The following is a 26,445-nucleotide window of genomic DNA, read 5'->3' on the forward strand; positions in this document are numbered from 1 at the left end:
AAACCTAAAGCTAATTTTTTAGTTAAAGAGACATCTGAATCAGGTAGCTTAATTACAAAGAGAGTATTTGTCAAATAATTTTATCGTAAGCATTCAGCTCAAAGCAGTCAGCTAGAGCGCAAATATATAGACATAGGCGTGAAAATTAAAAATAAAATCAATTTTTATCAATAAATTATCAATTACTTCTCGTTCCAGTTAAGTGTTCCCTCTTTTCTAGAGAGGTCTAATGAATAATTCCTTGTCAGGTTAAAGGAGCGTACTAAAGTTTTAACTTTTAATTCTCCCTGAATTTCAAAGGTTGCTTTTACTTCTTTAGCTGATAGCTAATAGCTGATGGCTGAATGGTGACATTTTATCAAATTCATATAAGGATGAAAAAATATCTAGAAAAACACCCAAATTTTATTTAGACATTTACGCTATATTCTGATAATCATTTATCAATAAAATATTCTTGTTCTTGTAATTAAAAATCTTCTTTGTCTCATCTTAGCGCGAAATTTTAAAAAACTACTGTTCCTCAGAACAGGGAAAGCTTAACTAGGAAAAGATAATCAGAGGTTTTGGTATTTTAATTGGTTATTAATTTTTGTCTATTTACAAAATCATAGTCTTTTTTTTAATTTCAATGACTAACAAAAATTACACAATTTTTATATAAAATGTTTTTCCAACTGTTCCCTGTTCTCTATTCCCTGCTATATAATTAATTCATAATTAACTTATAGCTTTTCTCAGTAAGTATCAAGTACACTTTTAGTTTTTATTTTTTTCCTTTTACCTAAAACAAACAAACTTTTTACCTCATCAGTATGGAAATTGGTATATCTGGCAAAAATTATATATTTTTAAACTACTTTAATAATCTGCAATTAATTATGTAACTAGAGTTTTGATAGGTTTTGCCATGCTAACACAACCTCTAGACTAAAATTTCTCAACCCTCATTACTATCTTATCTACATTTTCTGATTTTGTAGCTATAAATTAACTTTTTAATAAAAAGATTTTTTTTCCAGTGCTTCTATTGCCTTTCCCTTAGGTTTTTCTTGAGGGGTTTCAAAGTATCGACTGACTTCAAACATTTTAGTTCAGCCAATTATTCACACCAGATTTTTTTTCTTGCATAGTATTATTTAATCTGATACTTGAGTGTAAAAAAAGTAACTACTCAAGGGATACTAAATTTTGACTGATTATCCACCTTTAAGTATTTGCCAAAGTAATGTTTATTTACTCACGAAATAAACCAATCAATATTTATCCCTTTCCATTTTTGAGTCCTAGGGAGTATTCAAAAATAGGAGTAGTAGCAAAAAAAAAATAATTTTTGCAGTTTATACCATCAAAATTATAGAAATATACCAACCAATATAATTAGCACCCTGTTAAGTTGTAAAATTTTACTCCAGACTTTTTTTGACTTTTCAAAATTCTTCTGTTAGTCAAGTTACTATTACCTTGTTGAGAAAGGTCTTAAATCTTCTAACGAATTAAAGATAGATCGACCTTGCCAAAATTGGTAGTTAATGCAACTTGTACATTTTCTAATCCTTTTACTAACCACATAACTGATTCTCTTGTGTATGTTTCATAATGATTAAATAGTATGGCAAATCGCTTTTCTAAGTATGGTTTGACTCGATAACAAACTAAAACTATTTTTAGTAGGAGGCTAGTAGTTGCTATGGGACCCATATTAGACATCAAGTTGAGAAATAAAAAATGCTGTGGTTTTTGAATGCTTTCTACAACTAAAAATCCTAACATTTGATTACAGGTTCTCATCAGTAAAAAGTCATTAAATTTTTGATCATCATTGTGAGGCATCGTATTTTTTAGTTGCTTATATAGTTTGTCTTTGAACTGATACTTGACAGTTCTGGAATCTACATCAAAGGATGTGCTTAAATATTCATAGAAACTTTCTTTAAAGTGACCATAAGATTGAGGTTGTCTAGCATGATTTAGGAAACTTTTTGCATAATCTTGGTAGTTATAACCATTTTCAACTTTACCTACAAATTGTTTAATAGATGATAATAATTCCCGATCACTTAAAAGAGTAGGATTTTGAATTTTGTTTGTATTTTCACAGCTTGACTCTGTAAAGGTTGAATCTTGAAACTTTGAAGTAGTTATTAGTCTCTGTCTAATTTGATGAGTCACATAGTGAGATAAGTCTATTTCAAATTTTCTCTGTTTTTGTCGTTGCATCTTTTTAATAGCTTGTTGATGTTCATAACTATTGTCTGAGGTAATTAAACAATGTTGGTATAAGTAAGGATAACGTGGAATTAGAGTTCTCAAAGGTTGAACTAAAGCACTATGAGTGTTTCTATAACTTCTCGTTCCTTGGTTAATTATTTCTGCAAAACGTTTTAAAGTTAAATACTGCTCACTTGTTGTGAATGTCTTAATCAGGTCAAGTAATTTCTTGTTGCTACGAGAACCGTAGTAACGTTGTGGTGTTGGATTTTCGATACTATCAAAAAGTTTAATTAAGTCTAGCAACACATCTTTTTTATAGTTATAGGGTCGCTTTCTATTAATAATTATATGACAGCAACGATTTAGGATAAAATTAAATTCTTCATCAACTTGTAATAAGGCGATAATTTTTTCTAGTGCTTTAGCTACTTCTTTTTCAGGATATCCAGAACCTTTAATAAATAAAATTCTAAACCTTTCAATTATCTCTTCTGATGACTCTAGGTCTATCAATTTGAGAAAATGGTTATAGATATACTGTTCATACTGAGATTTGTCTGGTCGATCTTTATCCATCAAGTTTTTCATGTTATGTATTCCCTAATTTAGTTTTTTTTTGTTCCAGTACCTTTAGCTATGCAAACAATTGCTAATCTCTGGTGAATGCTGAAGCTGTCTATAAGATTTTCTACAAGATAGCTGTTGACTTTGCTACATATAGTTTCTACCTAGATACTTTCTCAAAAAAAATCATATCTGGTAGCACCTAACACTTTAATTATACGGTTTACTAATTTCTATTACTCTCATTATCTTCATAATTTACGGGGTTTTTATGAAGTTTTGGTAAAGATTTACCAGAATATAGTAGATATATATTAATTTAACTGAGTTATCAATAATTATCAACTTTTGAACCAAATAGGATTTTTTACCACTTGGTTACTATCAGCATCAAAAAATACTACATTTTTTAATTGCTATTAATATATGATTAACTATGTTTGTAGATATTATTTGTAGATATTAATTGTTAAGCAGCTAGGGGTGTAGTATATAGGACTTGCTCTTACTCTGAGATGAGTTAGAGAAAACTTAAATTACTACAGGTATCCTCAATGGGACATGAACAGTAACCTTCGATAAAAGTCTGGGAAAATCTAAAGGTTGAGACATGGGTCATTTCAGTTCTCAGTTCTCAGTTATCAGTAACACTCGCTAAGGCCAGAGGTTTGAAATACTGAAGTTTATTTTCTCTTGGTCGATTGGATATGGTTAGGTAACCCATCCATCCCACCCTACGGGAAGCTTTCCTTACGGAATGCTTCGCAAACGCTAACGACCGCTTTTTATCCCCTTGAAATGGCAGGCTATTTACCTGATTTTTTTTGCTCAACAACCTATAGTTTAAGTCATAAGTCAAGAGTTAAATTGGCAACACAGACTAAGTTTGAGAGGAGCTAGAATCTCAAGAGTAGTAATGGCGACTGCTATACATTTTTCACAACCTATTTACGGTAATGATCTACACCATTTTTGATAATTCAAAGATTACTAGGTTTGATCATAATTTTACCTTAAATTAGAGTAATACGACATGATATTTTCGCCTCATCTCACTTTGAAATTATGACAATACTTGCAAACTTTAAAAAAAAATCATCTAGACTTTTGATAATTCTTTAAACTTTTTATTTTGCCTTAGTTACTCAGTTAGCACCCAGAAAATAAGTTGAGTTCAACAACAGCAAATACTCTTATATAATTATTATACATCTTTCAAGAGGATTGCCAATAGCTATGGTTTGTCGTATTAATTTATTCCAATTGACTGAAATATTAACTGCTACAACATTTACAAATTTTCATATTCCAGAAAAAACATTAATTACAGGCATAAATACTGATACTCGTAACTTACAATCTGGTGCAGGATTTGTGGCATTACGAGGTGAAAAGTTTGATGGCCATAATTTTATTAAGGAGGCAATTGAAAAAGGTGCTTCTTGTGTCATTGTTGAACAAGAATATACCTTAAATAATGATGTTAAACAACAGTCAAATAACGTACCTATATTACAGGTAGAAAATACTTTAAAAGCTTACCAAAAAATTGCTCGTTGGTGGCGAGATAGATTTGATATTCCTGTGATTGGAGTTACAGGTTCAGTAGGTAAAACAACTACTAAGGAATTAATCGCTGAAGTTTTGGGGACTCAGGGTCAAGTTTTGAAAACTGAAGCTAATTATAATAATGAAATAGGTGTACCTAAAACTCTTCTACGACTTTCTTCTGATGATAATTATGCTGTGATAGAAATGGCAATGCGAGGACCTGGAGAAATAGCAGAATTAACGGGTATTGCTAATCCGACAATTGGTTTAATTACTAATGTTGGTACTGCTCATATTGGTCGTTTGGGTTCTGTTGAAGCGATCGCTGAGGCTAAGTGTGAGTTACTAAGAGAAATGTCTGATAGTGGTATTGCTATTCTGAATTATGATAATCGACGGTTGATAGAAACTGCTGTTAAGGTTTGGTCTGGAGAAACTTTTACTTATGGTTTGGAAGGTGGAGATTTACAAGGAAATTTAATTGATTCTCAAACTATAAATGTTGAGGGTGTTGATTTACCTTTGCCTTTACCTGGTAGTCATAATGCTTCTAATTATTTGGCAGCTTTGGCCGTTTTGAAGGTGCTTTATGGAAAGAATATTTCGACAAAAACTTTATTTGAACCTTTGACTAATAATTTATCGGTTCAGTTACCAGGAAGTAGGGCAAAAAGATATGATTTAGCAAATGATATTGTGATTTTAGATGAAAGTTATAATGCTGGATTAGAGTCGATGATAGCTGCTCTGAATTTGTTAGTTGAAACTTCTGGAAAACGTCATATTGCTGTGTTGGGAACTATGAAGGAATTGGGATATAAATCACTTTTATTCCATCAACAAGTTGGTCATGTTGTTAGAAATTTGAATATTGATGGTTTATTTATTTTGGCTGATTTTGAGGAAGGAAAAGCAATGGCTGAAGGTGCTGCTGGTTTGCAATTTATAGAGGTAAAAAATATTAGTGCTAATGATGCTCACCAGAATTTAGCTAGACATTTACAAGAGTTTTTACAACCGGGCGATCGGGTTCTTTTTAAGGCTTCTCATTCTGTGGAGTTAAATAAGGTAGTCGAGCTTTTAATTAATAAGTAATTTATTTCTAGTACAGGTATTTTGCTTTTAACTGATGTTTCTTAAGCGATCGCGTTTATATGTGTAGCAAAGCGGAACGAAGTTCTATCGCGCTCGAATCCATACTATCTTTGGTTGAATAAAAAGTCATGTACAAGGGCGAGCAACCCCAGTTAACTTTTAGAATATCACAAAAATTGTGAGGATACAACCAAAAATCCTTTGGCGGGCGATTTTTTAGGAGCTTCAGAAAATGCAAATCTTGGCAATTTTTGAGTGAGGTAAAGCCAGTATTTATTGGTGCTTCACAAAATGAAAATATGTGGCTATTACTCTTTGGAAAAATCACTGAATCTTTCATGGCTTCCTGCTAAGAAAATTTAGTTGAATAAAAAGTCATGTACATGGGCGAGCAACGCCAGTTAACTTTTAGAATATCACAAAAATTGTGAGGATACAACCGAAAATCCTTTCGCAGGCGATTTTTTTTCAAGAGCTTCAGAAAATGCAAATCTTGGCGATTTTTGAGTGAGGTTAAAGATGGAAAGATTTGATCGGGGAAAAGCAAGCATTTAGGGAGTGCTTCACAAAATGTTTTTTTCGCTATTGCTCTTTGGAAAAATCACTGAATCTTTGATTGGCTCCTGCCAAGGAAATTTAGTTGAACAAAAAGTCATGTACATGGGCGAGCAACCCCAGTTAACTTTTAGAATATCACAAAAATTGTGGAGATACAACCGAAAATCCTTTCGCAGGCGATTTTTTTTCAAGAGCTTCAGAAAATGCAAATCTTGGCGATTTTTGAGTGAGGTTAAAGATGGAAAGATTTGATCGGGGAAAAGCAAGCATTTAGAGAGTGCTTCACAAAATGAAAATATTTCTGTATAGCTGTTTTTTTCTCGTCCTTTTTATAGCGCTAGGGAATAGGGAATAGGGAATAGGGAATAGGGAACAGCAAACACTCAAAGGGTTTCAGGATTTAGAAATGTCCTAAACTATTTGCGTAGTGCTATATAGCGCTAGGGAATAGGGAATAGTAAAGTGTCAAAGGGTTTTGCGTAGTGCTATAAAAGTTGATAAAGGATAGCGGTACTTTGAGATTGTTTACGCCAAAAATGGCTTCAAATCTATTTCCGACTATTGCCTATAGAGCTAGAGTTGATACATTTTCTGAAGCACTCGCGCCAGATGTGAAATTTTCCGACTATTGCCTATAGAATCAGAGTCGATACATTTCCTGAAGCACCCCCGCCAGATGTAGATGGATAGTAAAATTTTCCGACTATTGCCTATAGAACCAGAGTCGATACATTTCCTGAAGCACCCAGCCAGATGTAGATGGATAGTAAAATTTTCCGACTATTGCCTATAGAACCAGAGTCGATACATTTCCTGAAGCACTCGCGCCAGATGTGAAATTTTCCGACTATTGCCTATAGAACCAGAGTCGATACATTTCCTGAAGCACCCCGCCAGATGTAGATGGATAGTGAAATTTTCCGACTATTGCCTATAGAATCAGAGTCGATACATTTCCTGAAGCACCCCGCCAGATGTAGATGGATAGTAAAATTTTCCGACTATTGCCTATAGAACCAGAGTCGATACATTTTCTGAAGCACTCGCGCCAGATGTGAAATTTTCCGACTATTGCCTATAGAATCAGAGTCGATACATTTCCTGAAGCACCCCGCCAGATGTAGATGGATAGTAAAATTTTCCGACTATTGCCTATAGAACCAGAGTCAATACATTTTCTGAAGCACCCAACCAGATGTAGATGGATAGTAAAATTTTCCGACTATTGCCTATAGAATCAGAGTTGATACATTTCCTGAAGCACCCCGCCAGATGTAGATGGATAGTAAAATTTTCCGACTATTGCCTATAGAATCAGAGTCGATACATTTTCTGAAGCACCCCACCAGATGTAGATGGATAGTAAAATTTTCCAACCCCATGCGTATATAGTTATCCTGGAAGTGTGACAGAAAAGACTAAAAAGCTGATTTGACAAGGCGTGCAGCTATATCGTTTTCTTGACTCAAACTCTCATTATTAATCTTTCTACTTTTTAGTAAATAAGTAGACATTTCACCCTTACCTTTGACGGAAATAATACCTCGCTTTTCCAATAAATATAAATATTGTTCCTTATTTGAAATAATGTCTCATCCAATCTAATAAATTCTCTACACCAACTTGAGGAATAATTTTAATTACTAAACCTGGTTGCTTTAAGGTTGGCAAATTGAAGTCATTCAACATAATCTCCTCCTGAACCATATTTCCATTGCTCAATCCAACGGTGATAATAATACCTTTGCTCCTCTGACATTTTTGCCATTAAACTTTCTATTATTCCCCCAATTGGATATAACAAACTATAAATTATTTATTTGAAATAATGTCTCATCCAATCTAATAAATTTTATCTAGGAACTTGAGGAATAATTTTTATTACTAAACCTGGTTGCTTGAAGGTGGGAAAATTGAAATTAGTCGATCTAATCTCCTCCTGAACCATATTTCCATTCTTCAATCCAGCGGTGATAATAATACCTTTGCTTTTCTGAGATTTTTGCTATCAAATTTTCTATTATTCCCTCAACTGGATATAGCAATGTATAAATTCCTAAGTTGAAATAATGTCTCATCCAATCTAACAAATTTTATCTAGAAACTTGAGGAATAATTTTTATTACTAAACCTGGTTGCTTGAAGGTGGGAAAATTGAAATTAGTCGATCTAATCTCCTCCTGAACCATATTTCCATTCTTCAATCCAGCGGTGATAATAATACCTTTGCTTTTCTGAGATTTTTGCTATCAAATTTTCTATTATTCCCCCAATTGGATATAACAAACTATAAATTCCTAAGTTGAAATAATGTCTCATCCAATCTAATAAATTTTCTCTAGGAATTTGAGGAATAATTTTTCTCACCTTACCTGGTTGCTTGAAGGTGGGAAAATTAAAATTATTCAAGATAATCTCCTCCTGAACCATATTTCCATTGTTCAATCCAGCGGTGATAATAATACCTTTGCTTTTCTGAGATTTTTGCTGTCAAATTTTCTATTATTCCCCCAACTGGATCTAACAAACTATAAATTCCCAAATTCAAATAATGTCTCATCCAATCTAACAAATTTTCCACACCAACTTGAGGAATAATTTTTATTACCAAACCTGGTTGCTTTAAAGAAGTAACAAATAAAGTTTGTGCCAAAGCAGGAAACTGTACTACATCTTGCAAAAAAGGTTTAAGTACAGGTTCACCTAGTTGTTCCATTACCTGAAACACACCTGCCAATAATTGATTAATTTGATGTGGTTCAACTTTTTGGTTTACCCCTATACTCATAGAACGTTGAAACAACCAAGTAACTGATACATTAGGTTGATAAGGTTGCAAAAGTACCAGAGCATTTGCCGACAAATTTTCAGTTTGTAAAGCTTCATCAATACCCACAGTCAGACGTTTCAAGTGACGTACCATTGCACCAAAACCGCCAAAACTCAGAGGAGACTGACTTCCACTACTATCCCCCACTGGCAAAATACGATTCCAAGGAGTTTTCAGAGGACTTTGACGATAACAAGGAAAAAAACCAAATAAAGCACGTTGAAACTTAAGTTGACTAAGTTCGACTTGTTGATATTGAGGTAATAAACGTAGGTACTCCTCAAAGAAAAATTCCAGAGAAAATCTGTCTGGATGAGCATCTAAATAAGTAAATAAATAAGTAGTTCTCCCATCTCTCGCGGGAAATGCTTCCCAAAAATATTGGCATTGATTTTGTATCGGAGTAAACGAGGCAAAAATATCTCCCGTATCATTTTTTGGATATCCAGTAGCACAAGTACCAACTACTAAACAGACAGCATCAGGTTTTTTGCCTTTCCTTGCTTGTTGAACAATAGGAGAAAAATGCCCCATCGCATCTACAAGTAGTCGAGTTTTGAGCGATCGCCCATTGCTTGTTTGAATATTTACCCCATCTGGATGAATCACTGCTGCTTCATAAGCTGTATTTTCAAATAATTTACCTCCTGCTTCTAAAAAGCTTTGTTTCAGGGTTTCTAATAGATAAACTGGATCTACTCCAATATTAAGGACATCTTTTACCCAAATGTCAGGACTATTGGGAAAACTAATCCGAGCTGGGTTATATTCCGTAGCGATCGCTCTTTGTAGTTCTTCTGAAGAGAGGAGGTTTAATTCTAGAAATGTTTCTAGTTCTTTGCGGGAGATATTCCACTCTTGTCTTCTACCTTTGAGAATACCTCGTTCTAATAGTGCCACCCGCCAACCTTTCTTAACTAAGCTCGTACCAATAAGGATACCGAGAGTACCTCCACAAATTATTACATCCCAGTCTGACGTTTCTAATAATAGAGTTTCTGTCTTAACAGTGGTAGGAATAGGTGTATTTTCTGCTCGAAGTTTTTGCCAAATCTCATCGACTCGTCGCAGACTTTCTAAAGGATTTCCTGGAACTTGGGAGAGAATTTGTTCTGTTAAAGACATGATTTTTTCTATTATTAATTTTTGTCGTAATTATTGCTTGTTTTTATATAGCTTTTCTCAACAAATGTGAGGTACACCTATTTTTAATTTGTATTCTATTGACTATTCTCTCCATAACTTTTCCCACTTAAGTGTTTCCTATAACTAAGGAATGCGCATATCTCACACTTCTTGGGAATTGCTATGTATTAATTTATGATTTAATTACGATTATATATAGCACTACGCGTTAAGGTTAAGACATTTCTAAATCCTGTTTGCGGAGCATTTCCCTATAAGAAAAAGCCTTTAAAAGTCTGCTCTTCCCAGTTAAGTGTTCCCTATTCCCGCTTCGCGTAGCGCTATACCTGAAATTCTATACTGATTTCTCATCAGACAAAAAATGCTTCTATCTATGTTCTGGTTTTCACTATTCTCAGTTAAGCTTTCCTTTTCTGTATAATCCTAATTTCACATCTCAAATATAGAAAAATTTTCCCACCATAACTTTATTGCTTAAGGTGAGTTAATCGAATATCTTTTTTTCTTCTCCTCCGAAATTTATTAACTTAAAATCTATTCGATTTACATCTAGTCAAGTAATTCTAGTAGATTGCCCCAACGAAAATGAAGAATTAATTTGAGACTTCAAAAATTCGTCTTCAACCTACTGCTACTGTACTTCTATATACAACCGAACGCACTGTATTTCTCAAAATCTATTTGCTGCCAAAAACTAGATTTCAAATACTGTAAATCACTCTAGTTTTTTGCAGCATTTTGACATATTATAGATTAGTTATACTGCTAAATTTGGAGATAATAGCTATCCACTACCTCACTTATCTATTCTTCCTCATTATTTTGATCTTCTACTTCAACTTCACTATTAATCTGTCTCAGATGAATATGTTTATGTCCTAATTGAATGACAAATTCATCTCCTGGTTTTAGTCCCATTTCATCTGTATAATTAGCTCCTATTACTAACTGTCCATTTTTATGAACGCAAGCACGGTAAGTCGGAGCACGTCCTCTTCCATCTTTAGCATCCCTTTCATATAATTTTACCCCTTTAGCCTGTAGAACTGCATCGTAGAACTTGCCAAGATTTACTCGCTTCTGCCGATCTTTTGTAGTTGTATAATATCCACAAGCAATAGCAGTATCTTTCTTTGACTTATGTGAAAGGTCTTTAACTTTTTTCAACAATGCTTTACCTGTCAGTGGAGTATCTAATAGTTCTGAATTATTTAATTTTTCTGTTGTTGTTTTAGCCATTTTCTCCATCTAAGTGAAAATCTTCATTAATAAACTTTAACACTTATACCATTTAATATCAAGCTTCTTTAATCTTTTTTTTTAAGATTTTATCTAACACAAATTTTTTGAGAGCAACCACCCCTTAGAGTCAGAGAGTAATATGTAAAAAAAAAGCTAATGACTAATAACTGATGTGCTAATTATTACACCTTTACTTAACAGTTAAATGTTTGATGAATTTATCTTTGTGTAAATTTTGATTCCAATAATTTAAACTAACTTTTTCTCCAGAAATATATCCAAAGGAAAAACCTAAATCACTACCAACTGTAGTTGATTTCTGAGTTTTATATTTTACACCTTCTTGCTTTAAATATGCTTGAATAGCTAAAGTATGTTTTTCAAACATCGAACGCACAACTATAGCAGATGCAGATGTTGAATCATAATCACCATTACCAGCTATACCCTTTTCCTCCATATATTTTCGTCGCTGCTCTAATCTCTGTCTTAATCTAGTTGCACATCCCACCCGAAATGCATTAATAAAAACTCTTCCCTTACCTCTATGTTGTTTAGCTAATTTATCAATTACAGCAGTTAAATATTCATAAAGAGACTTAGAAACTGTAATATTAGCTTCTGTTCCTACTACTCTCATTTCACCATTGTAAGTAGAACGCATTGCTTGACATCCATTAGCATTAGCAATTCCTGCTAAAATCCACATTTTCCAGGTTACATAACGACCTGTTTTATCAACAATACCCTTAGTAATATCCTCATCTTTGTCTTGTCCTAAGTCTGCTACAGATAAATTATGTTGAGCCAATAATTCTGCTGCTTTTTCTGCTGCTAATGCAGCTTCATGTTCATTAGGTGAATTGGCAAGAGCTAGGAGTTTACTAATTTTTTCCAGGAGATTCTGATCGACCATTTCTCTAACCTTAGATATGGGTATTTTATCCTAAATTTTTTCATCTAACTATAGCTACTTAAGATCCAACCTCACCCTTGAGGGCGGGGTTTTAATATAGCTCTTAGGATTTGTGTTAAAAGATGTTTTCTTAGTATAGTTTATACTATTTTATAAATGATTTGAGAATTAGTATATAAGTAGTTGTACTTTTAGGAATTTCTTAGTTCAGGGAGGGAATACTTAACTCAGAAGAAGAGGTTAATAGGATATTTTAACAATTAACAATTAATAATTAACAATTAATAATTACCTCTCCCTAAAAGTGAGATGATTGAGGATTAAAGAAAAAAGTTTCTTTTTTTGCCCGTAACTAAATACATTTACTATTGCCATTCAGGGTATATATTTGAATTAGTTTAAATATAACTTTAATCACCGGAAAATTGTGTCTGAAGCCTCTCCCTTTTAGCTATGCCTTACCGAAAAATCAAGGTACAAAGCTTCTCCATTTATGTTATTGAGAAAAAGCAGTCGTGTTGCTACGCACAACTTTGATTTGTTCTGTTTATAAACTTCGTTCGCTGCCAAAAAACTCTTCCAGTTTTTATCTAAAATCATCAAGATTTATTGAGAGACTTTAGCTGTCATTGTTTTATAGTCTGATTGAGTAGAGAGTGTTCCTTGCAGATCATAATAGGAAAGATAAATCTTTTCAAATATAAAAGAAGTCCGAACTAAATAATTAGCATGAGTTTAAGATATTTTTCGACAAGAAACATAGTCGGTCATTTCAGTTATCAGTTATCAGTTATCAGTTATCAGTACCTCTGCCTGTTTGCGCAGCATTCCGTAGGAAAGTATTGGGATTGAAATATTGAACCTGTTTTTTTTCATCCCCTTGAAAGGGGAGGCTTGAGACCTGATTTTTTGATCAATTTGCAGGATAAAACCGATGATTTTTGGTATGGGATATGTCTCTCAACTAATCTCATAAATCAAGGAGTTAAAATTACTAAAGGCTCTGAGAATTTATTAATTTTTATTATTATTTAGTTTGGCAGAATCAGCAAATTTCATTATACTATGAAACATAAGGTCGAGAGTTATTAAATTTCGTCAAATATTTAGTAGCTATGAAAGTACAAATAAACGAAGATATTTGACATTATTCGACTACATAAGACTATATTTATGTACAACGTTTATTATACTTAGGGTTTACTGAAAAAGTCTTATGAGTGAGGGGAGGAGTCAGGAGTCACGAGTCACGAGTCAGAATAAATGGGAATTATAGAGGAGGTAGGAGTCAGCATTGTCCCTTAAAATTCCCCCCTTTATCTGCCCAAAATCCTAAAATGCATGAGCTTTTAGGTCTAAAAAGCTTGCACTTTTTTAGAGCGAAAAAAGCTGAAGCCTTTATCTGTCAATGTTTTGATAATTAATTAGCAAGCCCTACTTAAAAATAACCGCACTTAACAACTCCAAAACTTCTAATTCAAGTTGCTAGAAAATTTTTTGCTACATTAGCTATTTGTGCAGAAAAAGCCAAGAAATAAATTAACGAAGTGCCGGAGGATAAGTCTAGACAATTAATGTTTTAAATAGAGAAGAATTAATTGAGTCCAAAATACTCCCTGAATACAAATAGCAACAGTCGGTATAACTGGGTTTAAAAATTCTCATGCATACCCAATGTGTTTAACTGATGGTGTCTTAACAACCGACTGTGAAGCAACCATAAAGATAGGAAAAATATTCGGCCTCAAAAGTAGGTGCGATAAAACAGAAACTACTCATTTAAGGAGGCCGAATCTCCCGTTATCTTTCAAGCGCAACATCGGGAGGATGTCATTTCAGTTATTAGTTATCAGTACCTCCAGGTGAAGCATCGGGATTGAAATACTGAATTTGATTTTTTTCATTCTATCCCTTTAAAAGGGGAAGCTTGAGACCTTATTTTTCCTTCAAAATTAAACTTATACCTTTTACTTAATTAGCATTTTGCCGATACCAGTCAATTGTATTCTTCAACCCTTGCTTAAAATCTACCTCAGCAACAAAGCCAAATTTTTCCTTGGCTTTTTCTGTATCTAAACATCGCCTTGGTTGACCATTAGGTTTATCAGTTTCCCAAACTAATTCTCCCTCAAAATCCATTAATTCACAAATTAATTCTGCCAAATCACGAATCTTTACTTCTTGATTAGTTCCTAAATTAATAGGCTCGGATTCATCGTAAAATTGAGTTGCCATGACAATTCCTCTGGCCGCATCTGTAGAATATAAAAATTCACGACTTGGACTACCGTCACCCCAAACAGGCAATTTTTTATCCCCTCTTACTTGAGCTTCATGTACTTTATGAATTAAAGCAGGAATTACATGGGAACTCTTAGGATTGAAATTATCTTCAGGTCCATACAAATTAACAGGTAATAGATAAACCCCATTAAAACCATACTGTTGACGATAAGCATCCAATTGAACTAAAAGAGCTTTTTTGGCAATACCATAAGGAGCATTAGTTTCTTCTGGGTAACCATTCCAAAGTTCTTCTTCTTTAAAAGGAACTGGAGTAAATTTAGGATAAGCACATATTGAACCAACACAAACAAATTTTTCTATATTTGCTTTATGGGCACAATCAATTAATTGCGCTCCCATCATCAAATTATCGTAAAATAACTCAGCAGGTTTTTCCTTATTTAAACCAATACCCCCCACATAAGCAGCAAGGTGAATTATAATCTCCTGTTCTTGAACAGCTTTCTGGCAAGCTTCCAGAGTCCGAAGGTCATAATCACGCGAGCGTAGTACAGTAATCTTATCAGGATTAGCTCCTGCTTTATGAAGTTGAGCTATAACTTGGCGTCCCAGAAAACCAGCTCCACCTGTTACTAAAATTCTTTTGTTTTCTAACTCTAATTTACTCATCAAAAACCTCCGAGATTAATATTAATCAGACTTTAGCTTTAAGGTATTGTGGATTAAAATCAATCCAATAAAAACACGATAATATTGTAGATGTCACAGATAGAAAAATTTCTTATTTCCTATTACTGGGATTTAATAGCTACTCAAGATTTTTTCCAGTTTTAGGGTGTAGTAGAAATTTTGGCTTTCCTGAGATGATATATGGCGCTACGGATAAGTCAAAAGTAAAAATTAAAAGCTCAAAACCGAAAAGTAATATCTAAGTAAGATAGTTTTCGGTGTCCAAATCCTTCCCTAGAGGATGCACCCATTCATGTCGTGCAGGGTTTCATCTGACCGAATCGCGAAAACCCAAACAGGATTTACCAATGTCCGCACCCTAAATACCTAGTGGTATAGAAGAAAATTTGAGTTGTCAAATTTCACCAATAAATAATTTAGGAGGTATATCCAGCATTTTTACACTCATAATCTCATAGACTTTAACTATTAATTTTTAGTTTAACTCAACCTCTACATCCTGCATTAGTAAAGAGCTATTTATGATTGCTATAGTACGATCTAAAAACAATCAATTCCTACTAGGACTTTAGCTAAATATCATCTTATACTGATCCCAGCTTTCTACTTCATAATTATCCTACTGTTAGAAATGTTTTTTCTGTAATTATTCTCTACTTTGACAAATATATTATTTAGATACACCCGATAATTCTCTTTTTAACTTGCTCATACCAAATTCAAAAAAGATAGTTACAGTAAAATGATTACAAAAAAGTTAGTAAATCTGCTCCCTACGTATAGGGTGAAAATCAAATTATCCCTTGGGCACAAAAAACAATTTTTTATAGTTATAAAACTGTTTTTAGTCAATCATGGAATAGTTTTACTGTAAGCAAAAATAAATATTATAAATTCTTACCTCCTAACTCCTGACTCCTAACTCTAAAGAACAAAGCCACTGTAGCAATATTTTATGAAATTGGTATTAGATACTTTTTCATCATCAAGTTTTTTGAATTTTGATAGTGCCAAAAGACCACTAAAAGCATTATCACCTCAAAAAAGTCAAGGATGATCTCTTGAGTTAAACCCTCTTAATAACTTAGCCCAAAAATTCTAATCAAAACCGTTGCCAATAATAGCAGTTTTTTCCAAAGCATTAATATCAGAATCAACCATCAAATGTACCAACTCTGTAAATGTCACTAATGGTTTCCAACCTAACTTTTCTTGTGCTTTTGTACAATCACCTATTAACAAATCAACCTCCGCAGGACGTAGATAACGGGGGTCAAACTCCACATAATCTTGCCAATTTAGATCTACATAAGTAAATGCTATTTCTAGAAATTCTTTAATAGAATGAGTTTCATTAGTAGCAATTACATAATCATCCGGTTGTTCCTGCTGTAGCATCATCCACATAGCTCGAACATAATCCTTTGCATATCCCCAATCTCGTTTAGCATCCAAATTACCAAGATAGAGTTTTTTCTGTTTACCCGTTTTTATTCTAGCTACAGCTCGAGTAATTTTACGAGTTACAAAAGTCTCACCTCGACGGGGACTTTCATGGTTGAATAATATACCATTACAAGCAAAAAGACCGTATGATTCTCGATAATTTATTGTTTGCCAGTGGGCATAAACTTTAGCACAAGAATAAGGACTACGGGGGTAAAAAGGTGTCGTTTCTTTTTGAGGTACTTCTTGAACTTTACCAAACATTTCCGAAGAACCCGCTTGATAAAAACGAACTTCAATTCCAGTACGTTGTTGATAGTCTCGAATTGCCTCAAGTAAACGTAAAGCACCCATTCCCACTGCATCTACTGTATATTCTGGAGAATCAAAGCTAACCCTCACATGGGACTGGGCACCTAAGTTGTATATTTCTACTGGTTTAACTTCTTCAAGAATTCGACGTAGAGTCGTCCCATCAGTTAAATCTCCATAATGGAGAAATAATCTAACATCTGGATTATGAGAATCTTGATATATATGGTCTATCCTATCCGTATTAAAGCTAGAACTACGTCTGATAATACCATGAACCTCATAGTCTTTCTCAAGTAAAAGTTCACTTAAGTATGAACCATCTTGACCAGTAATACCAGTAATTAGCGCTCGTTTCCTTTGACTCATTGCAGTTAATATTTACAACATTGACATAGTTACTAAATCTATAGAAAAATATTCCTTGACTTAGTTTTAATTAAGTGTTACCTTAACCGGGTGAACTACAACACCACGCCAGTTGCTTCAAGTCGGGAAACCCGCCCAACGCACTGGCTCCTCTATCCCATTGCTAAAAGCGTTTGGGACTACTTTTCGTAATATATTTAAACTTTCATTGACATCGGCATTGTATTTGACACCATTTGAAGCTTGATAAAGTCCTCTTTTCACTCGTTTACCACGCTTCTCTGTGTTTGACACTTTTTTTGTAAACTGGTAAGTCGTCCCAGTCTAAAAAACTAGCTTTTGATGTTATATTTCATTTAATTATTACTTTTATTCCTACTAAGCAAGCCTTTGTATTTTAGTTGTTCAATTAACTTAAAAAAAGGAATTTGAACAAAATTTTGATTATTTTTTTGGCCAAGATTTAGGCCTTGTTTCCTGCCTTGGATTATTTCCTATTACTAAAACTCCTATCTGATTTTTGATCAGATGATTAATAATATACCTGCTAGTAGACATGTAGATAATCGTCAATCTTAAAATTTCTTTTTGTCGATAATCTTTTGATTCGATTACTACTTTTAGTCTTCTTTAATTCTGACTGTAGTTTACCTTTCTTATAATTATAGAATTGATTAATTGATTTGACTGGTCTGCCGTTAATAATAAAGGGTTGAAAACCTTTTTTATTTGATGTTACAGTCGCCAAATTATTTACTCCCAAATCTCGATTAAGCTACATGATATTTAGACAAATCTAATTTAACTTCAACGGATTCGTAAACCACTTCTATCACATAGTAATTAAGCTTATTGTTTAATTCTCACTTGTTGCTGAGAATCGTAATTTATTTTACTATCAAAAAATAGCTCACTTTTTGATAGTAATATCTTCTGATTTTTTATTAATTGAGGTTTACTAATAGCTTGCGCATGTATAGACTAAAATATTCCTTCCTTTCTGTTTATGTTTATATTTTGGCAGTTGAGGACGGCTTTTAAACTTACTTGGACATTGATTATAAGCTCTTATAGCTTGAAAAAAACTTTGCCAATTTTGATGTAAAAGAATCAACACCTGCTGAGAAACTTTCGCCGGTATTGCTTGATAATCTGCTCCCGACTGTAACAAATGCATGAACCTTGTTATAGTCTAGATAATTTCCGTTATTAATAAACTCTTGTCTAACTATGTAGTTAGCTATATTGTAAAGATTTTTAGAACGGAAAAGCTAGAGCATCAAGTGATTTATAATTGGGATGATTTTTTTTAATAATAGTGCGTTCTACTAACTGCATTATCCCTCCTGTAAACATTTAACGAGCTGTTCTGCAATCCTTTCTCAGTCTAAGATATTTTTAGTTGTTTTCCTATGTTTTTCTATAAAATTAATAAAACTTTACAATACGACTTTGAAAAAAGAATTGTACAAAAAGGTCCTAAATAAATGAATTCTCTATTAGACATCTCCAATAATAAAGAATAAAGCATTAGTGATTTTGGCTATGATTTTGCTGAAATGGGGATTGTTTAACTTAGAATTTACAGCGGTTTTCATATGAATAAACCACAATGATACTGACTCCTAACTCCTGACTCCTGACTTCTGACTTCTGACTTCTGACTCCTAACCCCTAACTCCTGACTCCTAACTCCTGACTCCTGACTCCTGACTCCTGACTCCTAACAATGAATTTAGTGGTCTACTCAACTGAAAAGCGCTGTAAAATGCTTTTAAATTTTACGCTCTTTAGATTTCATAGCTTGATTCACCAACACCAAAAATCAAATCAATTATTGTATTCTTATTCATCAATTATTTCCCCTACTCTCTACTCCCTTTTTTCTAGTTATAAATTTGGGTTAGAGGTGCATTTTAAAAAATACTACTAACCTCTAACCCCACAATAGCTTCAGCTAATTTGAAATCTCTCAATCCTAATTACTAAGGATTAGTAAGCACCATTGTTTTTTGGAAAAATCATAATGCCAATTGTCTTAAACATGATCCATAAATCTATCCAAAAATTTCTGAAATTTACATAGTAAAGGTCTATTTGAACCCTCTTAGGATAAGGAATATCATTGCGACCAGAAACTTGCCACAAACCAGTAATTCCCGGTTTAATAGTCAGAATTTTATCCATGTGATGACCGTATTTGGGTAGTTCTTCAACCACTAATGGTCTCGGCCCTACTACACTCATATCACCTTTCAAAACATTCCAAAATTGAGGAAATTCATCTAAACTTGTCACTCTCAGAAATCTACCAATCCATGTAATTCGGGGGTCATGTTTTAATTTAAAACTATCCTGAAATTCTTGGCGCAGATGAGGATATGTTTCCATTATTTCTCCTAACATTTCATCTGCATTTTTCACCATAGTTCTAAACTTCAAACAACGGAATAGCTTTCGATTTTTACCTACTCTTTCTTGAACATAAAAAATCGAACCTGGTGAGCTAAGTACAATTAGTAAAGCTATCAACAGGTAAATGGGGGCCAACAATATGAGAACGGATAGGGAAAACAGGATATCAAATAATCGTTTATAAAATCCTACTTCTCGGCCCTCTAGAAATCGACTTTTTTGTCGATCTCTGGGGAGGAAAGGCTGAAAAGCTCGTCCTGTAAATCCTCTAATTACTTTGCCAGAGATGAATTGGCTATCAGCAGTCATCTTACTCCTTCACTTCACACCACACACAGTCCTGATCATAAAGCTTATAGCGAAATAGAGGGCAACTTTAGTGGTGAAAAAGATGACTAATTTTGGACAATGACGATTCTTTGGCTCTTAATTGAGTGTTTCTGTGCCTATTTTTAGGGATTTTATAAAAATCTTTGAATTAAAAAATCAAATATTACTATCACGATAGTCCCATCTATTGCCTATTTTCTGAGTAGTAGACTGTTTCATCTAAAAATTGTGCATATAGAACCCCTAAACGTATCTTTTCTTGAAATATAAAGCCTTCAGGAAAGCCGTTTTAAGGAGCCTAACAACTATAAGGGTTCAGGAGACCGAAAAATTATGCAAAATGACTGCCAGAATCATCAAACCCAGATGGGTATTGGACTTGTAACTTATTAAATAAATACGCTTAGGGGTTCTATAGATGTCGGTTGGGTTTCGGTCTCTCAACCCAACAACAATCTTTCTCCCCTACTCCCCTACTCCCCTACTCCCCTACTTCCCCACTCCCCTACTCCCTAATGCACAGTTTTAGCTGTGTCAGTTTAGTAGTCTAAATTAGACAATTACTGCTGTAGAGTTAGCAGTCTCAATAATTATATTTTCAATGGCCTCAACAGATAAATTAGGATTAGCTTGTTTAATTAAAGCTACTACACCTGCAACATGGGGTGATGCCATAGAAGTACCAGCAAGGAAATCATATAAATTACCTGTTATTGAAGGAGGTACAGGAGCATAAATATCTCCTGCATCTTGACGAAAACCATCTCCCCCCGGGGCAACAACATAATCTAACGGTTGGTTTCCAGCTTCGTTGGAGAAAGAAGAAAATTCTCCATTTCGCTCCACTGACCCAACTGCAATTCCCTGTTGAACGGCCAATCTTGCTGGATAATCAGGACTACTTAAACCACCATTACCCCCAGCAGAAACAAATACAACACCATTCTCAGCTGCATAACTAATAGCTCCAAGTTCGCCAATAACTACACTTCTGCTACCAGAACTAAGGTTAATTACATCTGCCCCATTATCAACAGCATAACGAATGGCCTCTATCCCATCCCTAGCCTGACCTACTCCCTCCTCGTCTAATATTCTAATAGGCATAATTTTGGCATTTGGAGCAATTCCGGTTGTCCCTATTCCATCTCTCTTGGCAGCGATCGTTCCTGAAATATGAGTTCCATGGCCTTCTTCATCCATTGGGTCATTATCATTATCGACAAAATCCCAACCCTGGACATCATCTACATAGCCATTACCGTCATCGTCAATATTATTGTTGGGAATTTCACGGGTATTAATCCACATTTGGCCTGTTAATTCGGGATGGGTATAGTCCACTCCACTATCAATGACGGCTACTACAATACCATCTCCTTGATAGCCCTGATTCCAAACTTCGGGTGCTTTGACTAAATCTAGTCCCCATTGATTTCCTCCTACATCTGGAACGTCTGGAAAGGGTCCAGCTCCAATTGCTCTAGCTACTGCTGCCGAGGCATCAACTAAACCATATCCAAAAGTATTATTAAAGGTTGGTGTTACGGAACTAGCAATTTGTGGAAGTTCATTAGTATTTGTAATAAAGCTATTTTGAAGAAGGGTTGTATCAGATATTCCTCTAACTATTGCTAATATTGAACCGTTGTTTTGAATTAATGTATCTCCTGTTAGGGTATCTGTATTTAATTGGATGTTACCTGTTAAGTTGTCTGGGATTTGAATTGTGTCTAAATTAGGATTAAAGTCATCAATAATATCTGCTGTATTTGGGTTATTATTTTGTGAATCTCGCAAAACAAATGTATCATTCCCGGCACCTCCAATTAATGTATCTGTTCCTAAGTCGCCAGAAATTAGATCGTTACCATCTCCTCCTAATAAACTATCATTATCTTTCCCTCCAAAAATTGTATCGTTACCTTGATTTCCAGAAATTATATCGTTACCTAAATCTCCAAAAATTTGATCGTTACCTTGGTTACCTTCAATCAAATCATTATCTCTACCTCCTCGTAAAGTATCAGAACCTCCTCCACCGAAAATGTTATCATTATCTTGATTTCCATTAATTAATTCGGGGTCTAATGAGCCTATTACTGTATCATTTCCAGCTAAGGCTTTTAGACCTTCTGGAAATGGAGTTAGTAAGCCTACAGATACGGTAAAGTTATCAGGGATATTATCCAATAAATAGGAGCTATTATCAGGGCTAGGACCAATCATCGTTTTTTTTATGAACGTTAATTTTAATTATAAACCTGCTATATTTATTTGCGATTAGAGAATAAAAAAATGATCGTTTTTTCCAAAAAATAATGCTACATATTTAATATTTATGGCATTGGTTTTGGAATTGTAAGTAGATAATAAAATATTTTAATAAACAGGGGATTATTAAAAATAATAGAGAGACAATAAATCATTTTCAAAAATTCATCAAATTGATAAAAATTCAGAAAATATTACCAAAAAAGGGGAGGCTTCAGACCTAATTTTTTGGGGAAATTTATCAAGGAGTTTTTATATTAATCAGATCAACTATTTTTCTACTCCCTACTCTCTATAAATAATTTTAAAAAAGTCATCAAATTGATAAAAATTCAGAAAATATTACCAAAAAATGGGAGGCTTTAGACCTGATTTTTGGGGAAATTTATCAAGGAGTTCTTATCTTAAGAATATCAGGTATTTTTCAACTGCCTACTCCCTACTTTTTACTCCCTATAAATAATTTTAAAAAAGTCATCAAATTGATAAAAATTCAGAAAATATCACCAAAAAATGGGAGGCTTTAGACCTGATTTTTGGGGAAAACTTATCAAGGAGTTCTTATATTAATAAGAGCAACTATTTTTCGACTCCCTACTCTCTATAAATCATTTTAAAAAAGTCATCAAATTGATAAAAATTCAGAAAATATCACCAAAAAATGGGAGGCTTTAGACCTGATTTTTGGGGAAATTTATCAAGGAGTTCTTATCTTAAGAATATCAGGTATTTTTCAACTGCCTACTCCCTACTTTTTACTCCCTATAAATAATTTTAAAAAAGTCATCAAATTGATAAAAATTCAGAAAATATTACCAAAAAAGGGGAGGCTTTAGACCTGATTTTTTGGGAAAACTTATCAAGGAGTTCTTATCTTAATCAGATCAACTATTTTTCTATTCCCTACTCTCTATAAATCATTTTAAATTAAAAAAGTCATCAAATTGATAAAAATTCAGAAAATATTACCAAAAAAGGGGAGGCTTTAGACCTGATTTTTGGGGAAATTTATCAAGGAGTTATTGTATTAATAAGATCAACTATTTTTCTATTCCCTACTCCCTATAAATCATTTTAAAAAAGTCATCAAATTGATAAAAATTCAGAAAATATCACCAAAAAAGGGGAGGCTTTAGACCTGATTTTTGGGAGAAACTTATCAAGGAGTTTTTATATTAATAAGATCAACTATTTTTCTACTCCCTACTCCCTACTCTTGACTTCCTATAAATAATTTTAAAAAAGTCATCAAATTGATAAAAATTCAGAAAATATTACCAAAAAAGGGGAGGCTTTAGACCTGATTTTTGGGGAAATTTATCAAGGAGTTCTTATATTAAGAATATCAACTATTTTTCTATTCCCTACTCCCTATTTCCTACTCCTTAAAATAAGTAATACCTACATCTTTCATTCTTTTTAATGCTTCGTAAATTTTTTCTTTTTCCACTGTTAATGCAATACGAAAAAAACCTTCTCCAGAAGCACCATATCCATTTCCAGGAGCTACAACAATACCACATTTTTCTAGTAAAAGAGTGACAAATTCTTGAGATGTATAATTTTGAGGAACTGGAACCCATACATATAAACTTGCTAAAGTTGGTTGAATCGGAAAACCTAAAGATTGCAAACCTTTGATGAGAATATCTCTTCGTTTTTGGTAAATCGCTACTAAACTTTGCAAGTCTTCTTTCGTAGTAGAAAAAGCAGCGATCGCTGCTTTTTGAATTGCTTTAAATACTCCAGAATCCACATTAGATTTAACTTGACTTAATCCCTTTATTCCGAGACTATTTCCTACTACAAAACCAATGCGCCATCCTGTCATATTGTAAGATTTAGATAGACTATGAAATTCAATTGCTACATCTTTAGCACCAGGAATTTGTAAGATACTAGGAGGTTCATAGCCATCATAAGCCATTTCAGAATAAGCATTGTCGTGGCATAGCAATATGTCATAATGTTGACAAAAGTCTACCAATTCTTGAAAAAACTCTAAACTAGCTGTAGCACCTGTCGGATTATTAGGATAGTTAATCCACAATAATTTAGCTTTTTCAGCTACTTCTTGAGGAATAGTCTTTAAATTTGGTAAAAATCCATTTTCCGGCCTCAGTTGTATTGGATAAGGTTGACCCTCAGCAAAAATTGTCGAGGTGCGATAAACTGGATAGCCAGGGTCAGGAATTATGGTATAATCTCCAGGGTTGACAAAAGCTAGAAAAATATTGTGAATTGACTCTTTAGAACCTATTGAGGAAATTACTTCTGTTTCTGGGTTTAAATTTTCAACCCCAAACCTACGTTTCATCCAATCTGCTGCTGCTTGTCTATATTCTTTTAGACCTTTGTAGGGTGGATAATGATGATTTGTTGAATCTTGAATTGCCTCATGCATTGCCTGAATAATATGATTTGGTGTAGGTTGATCTGGATCTCCTACCCCTAAATTGATAATATCAACTCCTCTTTTAAGCAATTCATTCCGTTTACGGTCAATTTCAGTAAAGAGATAAGGTGGTATTTTTTCTAGTCTTTTGGCAAGCTGCATAGTAACTTGTATTAATTCCTGAACTAAATTAATTCACATATAGCAAAGTTTATCTTGAAAATTAGTCAGAGGTCTTACTAAGTTAAAAGTTAAAAATAAAAAAGTAAACAGTCTAGACTTACAACCAGTTAAATTTTTTGTTCTATACTAATCCTAAATGATTTGTGAAAAAAATTGTAGGAGTTTGGTCTCCAAACAAGAACGAAAAAGGATTTGGAAACAAAACTCCTACGATAGAATACTACAAGCGATTTAGGATTGCTATAGATTTCGTTGAAGTAAGAGGGTATCTATAAATAAATAAAAAAAAATTAAACCTTGATGCAGGGTGGGGAGGGTAAGGCAGTAATAATCTCACAAAATCACTAAGGAGATTTCTCTGACTGCCCTAACCCACCAAGTATAGCTATTTGAGGAGTTTATTTAGATTTATTTTACAGATACCTTCTAAGGTCAACCTATCCCACTATTCTAAAAATGCTGATCTACTTAAGTAAAATTTTCCCTAAAAGCTAGATTTTTCGTTTTTATTTTTAACAATATTTGGGCTTTTCAGCAAAAATATTATTAGTGGGATAGGTTTATATATTAAGTAAATTTGGTAGTTGATATTGACTGTAAGAAAGTGAAATATTTGGTTGACATTTAGTAGGATATAAAAACTATAAATATTTTCATAATTCTATATTATGTTAAATAGTTGAGGTTGATTCATAGCTAACTACTTAGATTTTCACAGAGAGAGAGATAGTATAAAACCTACATTCTGCACTACAAAATCTAGCATAAATCCCAAGTAGTCAGTAGTCGTAGGGGGCGATTTACTATGGAATGCTCCTAATTACGCGCATCGCCCGTACAGTAGTCATTAGGGAATGATATTAGTTAACTTTGTGGCTCCACGAAGTATTTATACTTAATATTTTTCTGAGAATTTGACTAATGAGAATGGTCAATAAATCAGATTTACACAGTATAAATACTTACCCAATCCTCAATTTTTATATTACTTTTAATACTACAAATTGACGTGCGGAACGTGGGATAAAAGGAATAATTAAGATAATTTTTGCTGGTTATAAATCAATATAAAATACTAGGGCGTGTCATCAATTAAAAAATTGATCAAATAGGTATTGTATGCTTTATGGAGATGGCGATCGCTATGCTAATGAAATGACAAGCTACCAAGTAAATTCCTCCCAGGAAATTAACCGAACGTTTATCATATCTAGGGCGTGTCATCAATGAAAAAGGTTGACAAGTAGGGGTATTGTATGATGTATGAAAATGGCGCTCGCTATGGCAACAAAATGACTGTAGCTGCCTCTAGGAATCCCTTCCAGGAAGTTAACTGAACATTTATCCTATCTCCTGGCGATATAGCTGCCCCACTTGCTAGGCCCACCCTCAATATTGTTTGAGGCCTTGCCTTGAAATTTTCTATTCATAGACCTGCTTTGTAGAGTATCTCATCGTAATTACGGAGTTCACCCACGGTTTTTTTTCGAGGGAATCACCACCTCTATGCCTCTCTCAGCTCAAGGCCCAATCACCCTAAGCAAGAGCTTCATAAGCTTGATCTCCTCATACTGCTTCTGCTTCTACCATCCCTAATAAAATATCTGCATCAGTCCAAGATTGAAGTTTGAACAGTAGTGAAAAATGCAGGAGTGGGATTAGGAGCGA

14 protein-coding genes are annotated in these 26,445 nt (G+C 33.7%); 1 reads left to right on the forward strand and 13 read right to left on the reverse strand.

Translation table 11 applies throughout. The features are described 5' to 3' along the window. Positions 1 to 1,488: 1,488 nt before the first annotated feature. On the reverse strand, positions 1,489 to 2,802 hold the full coding sequence (locus F6K40_RS01345; protein WP_293130316.1) for a hypothetical protein: 1,314 nt from the start codon (positions 2,800 to 2,802) through the stop codon (positions 1,489 to 1,491). Between the two features lie 1,212 nt (positions 2,803 to 4,014). On the opposite strand from F6K40_RS01345, the gene F6K40_RS01350 reads away from it, so the two are divergent. Next, positions 4,015 to 5,424: a UDP-N-acetylmuramoyl-tripeptide--D-alanyl-D-alanine ligase gene (locus tag F6K40_RS01350; protein ID WP_293130359.1), complete on the forward strand. Its 1,410-nt coding sequence runs from the start codon at positions 4,015 to 4,017 to the stop codon at positions 5,422 to 5,424. A 2,236-nt stretch (positions 5,425 to 7,660) separates the two neighbouring features. Here F6K40_RS01350 and F6K40_RS01355 read toward each other — a convergent pair. The 12 genes from F6K40_RS01355 to F6K40_RS01405 all read right to left on the reverse strand — a co-directional run bounded on the left by F6K40_RS01355 (position 7,661) and on the right by F6K40_RS01405 (position 24,756). Then, a complete protein-coding gene (locus F6K40_RS01355; protein ID WP_293130319.1) occupies positions 7,661 to 7,786 on the reverse strand; it encodes a hypothetical protein in 126 nt (41 codons plus the stop codon). Positions 7,787 to 8,151: 365 nt separating this feature from the next. Continuing rightward, the gene (locus tag F6K40_RS01360; RefSeq protein ID WP_293130322.1) at positions 8,152 to 8,391 is read right to left on the reverse strand and encodes a hypothetical protein; all 240 of its coding nucleotides are present in this window, start codon (positions 8,389 to 8,391) and stop codon (positions 8,152 to 8,154) included. Beyond that, the gene (locus tag F6K40_RS01365; protein ID WP_293130325.1) at positions 8,384 to 9,937 is read right to left on the reverse strand and encodes an NAD(P)/FAD-dependent oxidoreductase; all 1,554 of its coding nucleotides are present in this window, start codon (positions 9,935 to 9,937) and stop codon (positions 8,384 to 8,386) included. The genes F6K40_RS01360 and F6K40_RS01365 overlap by 8 nt, the downstream gene beginning before the upstream one ends. 825 nt (positions 9,938 to 10,762) lie before the next feature. Continuing rightward, positions 10,763 to 11,197: an AbrB family transcriptional regulator gene (locus tag F6K40_RS01370; RefSeq protein WP_293130328.1), complete on the reverse strand. Its 435-nt coding sequence runs from the start codon at positions 11,195 to 11,197 to the stop codon at positions 10,763 to 10,765. Between the two features lie 193 nt (positions 11,198 to 11,390). Next, a complete protein-coding gene (locus tag F6K40_RS01375) occupies positions 11,391 to 12,116 on the reverse strand; it encodes a DUF7168 domain-containing protein (protein WP_293130331.1) in 726 nt (241 codons plus the stop codon). A 1,971-nt stretch (positions 12,117 to 14,087) separates the two neighbouring features. Then, positions 14,088 to 15,032 (reverse strand): GDP-L-fucose synthase family protein, encoded by a 945-nt coding sequence (locus tag F6K40_RS01380; protein WP_293130334.1) that lies wholly within the window; start codon positions 15,030 to 15,032, stop codon positions 14,088 to 14,090. 1,119 nt (positions 15,033 to 16,151) lie between these two features. Beyond that, positions 16,152 to 17,180 carry a GDP-mannose 4,6-dehydratase gene (gene gmd / locus F6K40_RS01385; RefSeq protein WP_293130337.1) on the reverse strand — a complete coding sequence of 343 codons (1,029 nt, stop codon included), beginning with the start codon at positions 17,178 to 17,180 and terminating at the stop codon, positions 16,152 to 16,154. Between the two features lie 117 nt (positions 17,181 to 17,297). Continuing rightward, entirely contained in the window at positions 17,298 to 17,474 is a 177-nt protein-coding gene (locus tag F6K40_RS01390) for a hypothetical protein (protein WP_293130340.1), read from the reverse strand. Positions 17,475 to 17,727: 253 nt separating this feature from the next. Further along, positions 17,728 to 17,943, reverse strand: coding sequence for a transposase (locus tag F6K40_RS40580; RefSeq protein ID WP_365669724.1), 216 nt, complete (start codon positions 17,941 to 17,943; stop codon positions 17,728 to 17,730). A 1,229-nt stretch (positions 17,944 to 19,172) separates the two neighbouring features. After that, the gene (locus tag F6K40_RS01395) at positions 19,173 to 19,904 is read right to left on the reverse strand and encodes an undecaprenyl-phosphate galactose phosphotransferase family protein (RefSeq protein ID WP_293130343.1); all 732 of its coding nucleotides are present in this window, start codon (positions 19,902 to 19,904) and stop codon (positions 19,173 to 19,175) included. Positions 19,905 to 20,477: 573 nt separating this feature from the next. Further along, a complete protein-coding gene (locus F6K40_RS01400) occupies positions 20,478 to 22,154 on the reverse strand; it encodes a S8 family serine peptidase (protein WP_293130346.1) in 1,677 nt (558 codons plus the stop codon). 1,423 nt (positions 22,155 to 23,577) lie between these two features. After that, positions 23,578 to 24,756, reverse strand: coding sequence for a pyridoxal phosphate-dependent aminotransferase (locus F6K40_RS01405; RefSeq protein ID WP_293130349.1), 1,179 nt, complete (start codon positions 24,754 to 24,756; stop codon positions 23,578 to 23,580). Positions 24,757 to 26,445 lie beyond the last annotated feature (1,689 nt).

The sequence above is a fragment of the Okeania sp. SIO3I5 genome (genome assembly GCF_010672085.1).
GTDB lineage: Bacteria > Cyanobacteriota > Cyanobacteriia > Cyanobacteriales > Microcoleaceae > Trichodesmium.

Bases quoted from the DNA above. Each gene is read 5' to 3' on its own strand.
- F6K40_RS01370 (WP_293130328.1), bottom strand. From the start codon at position 11,197: ATGGCTAAAACAACAACAGAAAAATTAAATAATTCAGAACTATTAGAT.
- F6K40_RS01365 (WP_293130325.1), bottom strand. From the start codon at position 9,937: ATGTCTTTAACAGAACAAATTCTCTCCCAAGTTCCAGGAAATCCTTTA.
- gmd (WP_293130337.1), bottom strand. From the start codon at position 17,180: ATGAGTCAAAGGAAACGAGCGCTAATTACTGGTATTACTGGTCAAGAT.
- F6K40_RS01345 (WP_293130316.1), bottom strand. From the start codon at position 2,802: ATGAAAAACTTGATGGATAAAGATCGACCAGACAAATCTCAGTATGAA.
- F6K40_RS01395 (WP_293130343.1), bottom strand. From the start codon at position 19,904: ATGACTGCTGATAGCCAATTCATCTCTGGCAAAGTAATTAGAGGATTT.
- F6K40_RS01350 (WP_293130359.1), top strand. From the start codon at position 4,015: ATGGTTTGTCGTATTAATTTATTCCAATTGACTGAAATATTAACTGCT.
- F6K40_RS01400 (WP_293130346.1), bottom strand. From the start codon at position 22,154: ATGATTGGTCCTAGCCCTGATAATAGCTCCTATTTATTGGATAATATC.
- F6K40_RS01380 (WP_293130334.1), bottom strand. From the start codon at position 15,032: ATGAGTAAATTAGAGTTAGAAAACAAAAGAATTTTAGTAACAGGTGGA.
- F6K40_RS01405 (WP_293130349.1), bottom strand. From the start codon at position 24,756: ATGCAGCTTGCCAAAAGACTAGAAAAAATACCACCTTATCTCTTTACT.
- F6K40_RS01375 (WP_293130331.1), bottom strand. From the start codon at position 12,116: ATGGTCGATCAGAATCTCCTGGAAAAAATTAGTAAACTCCTAGCTCTT.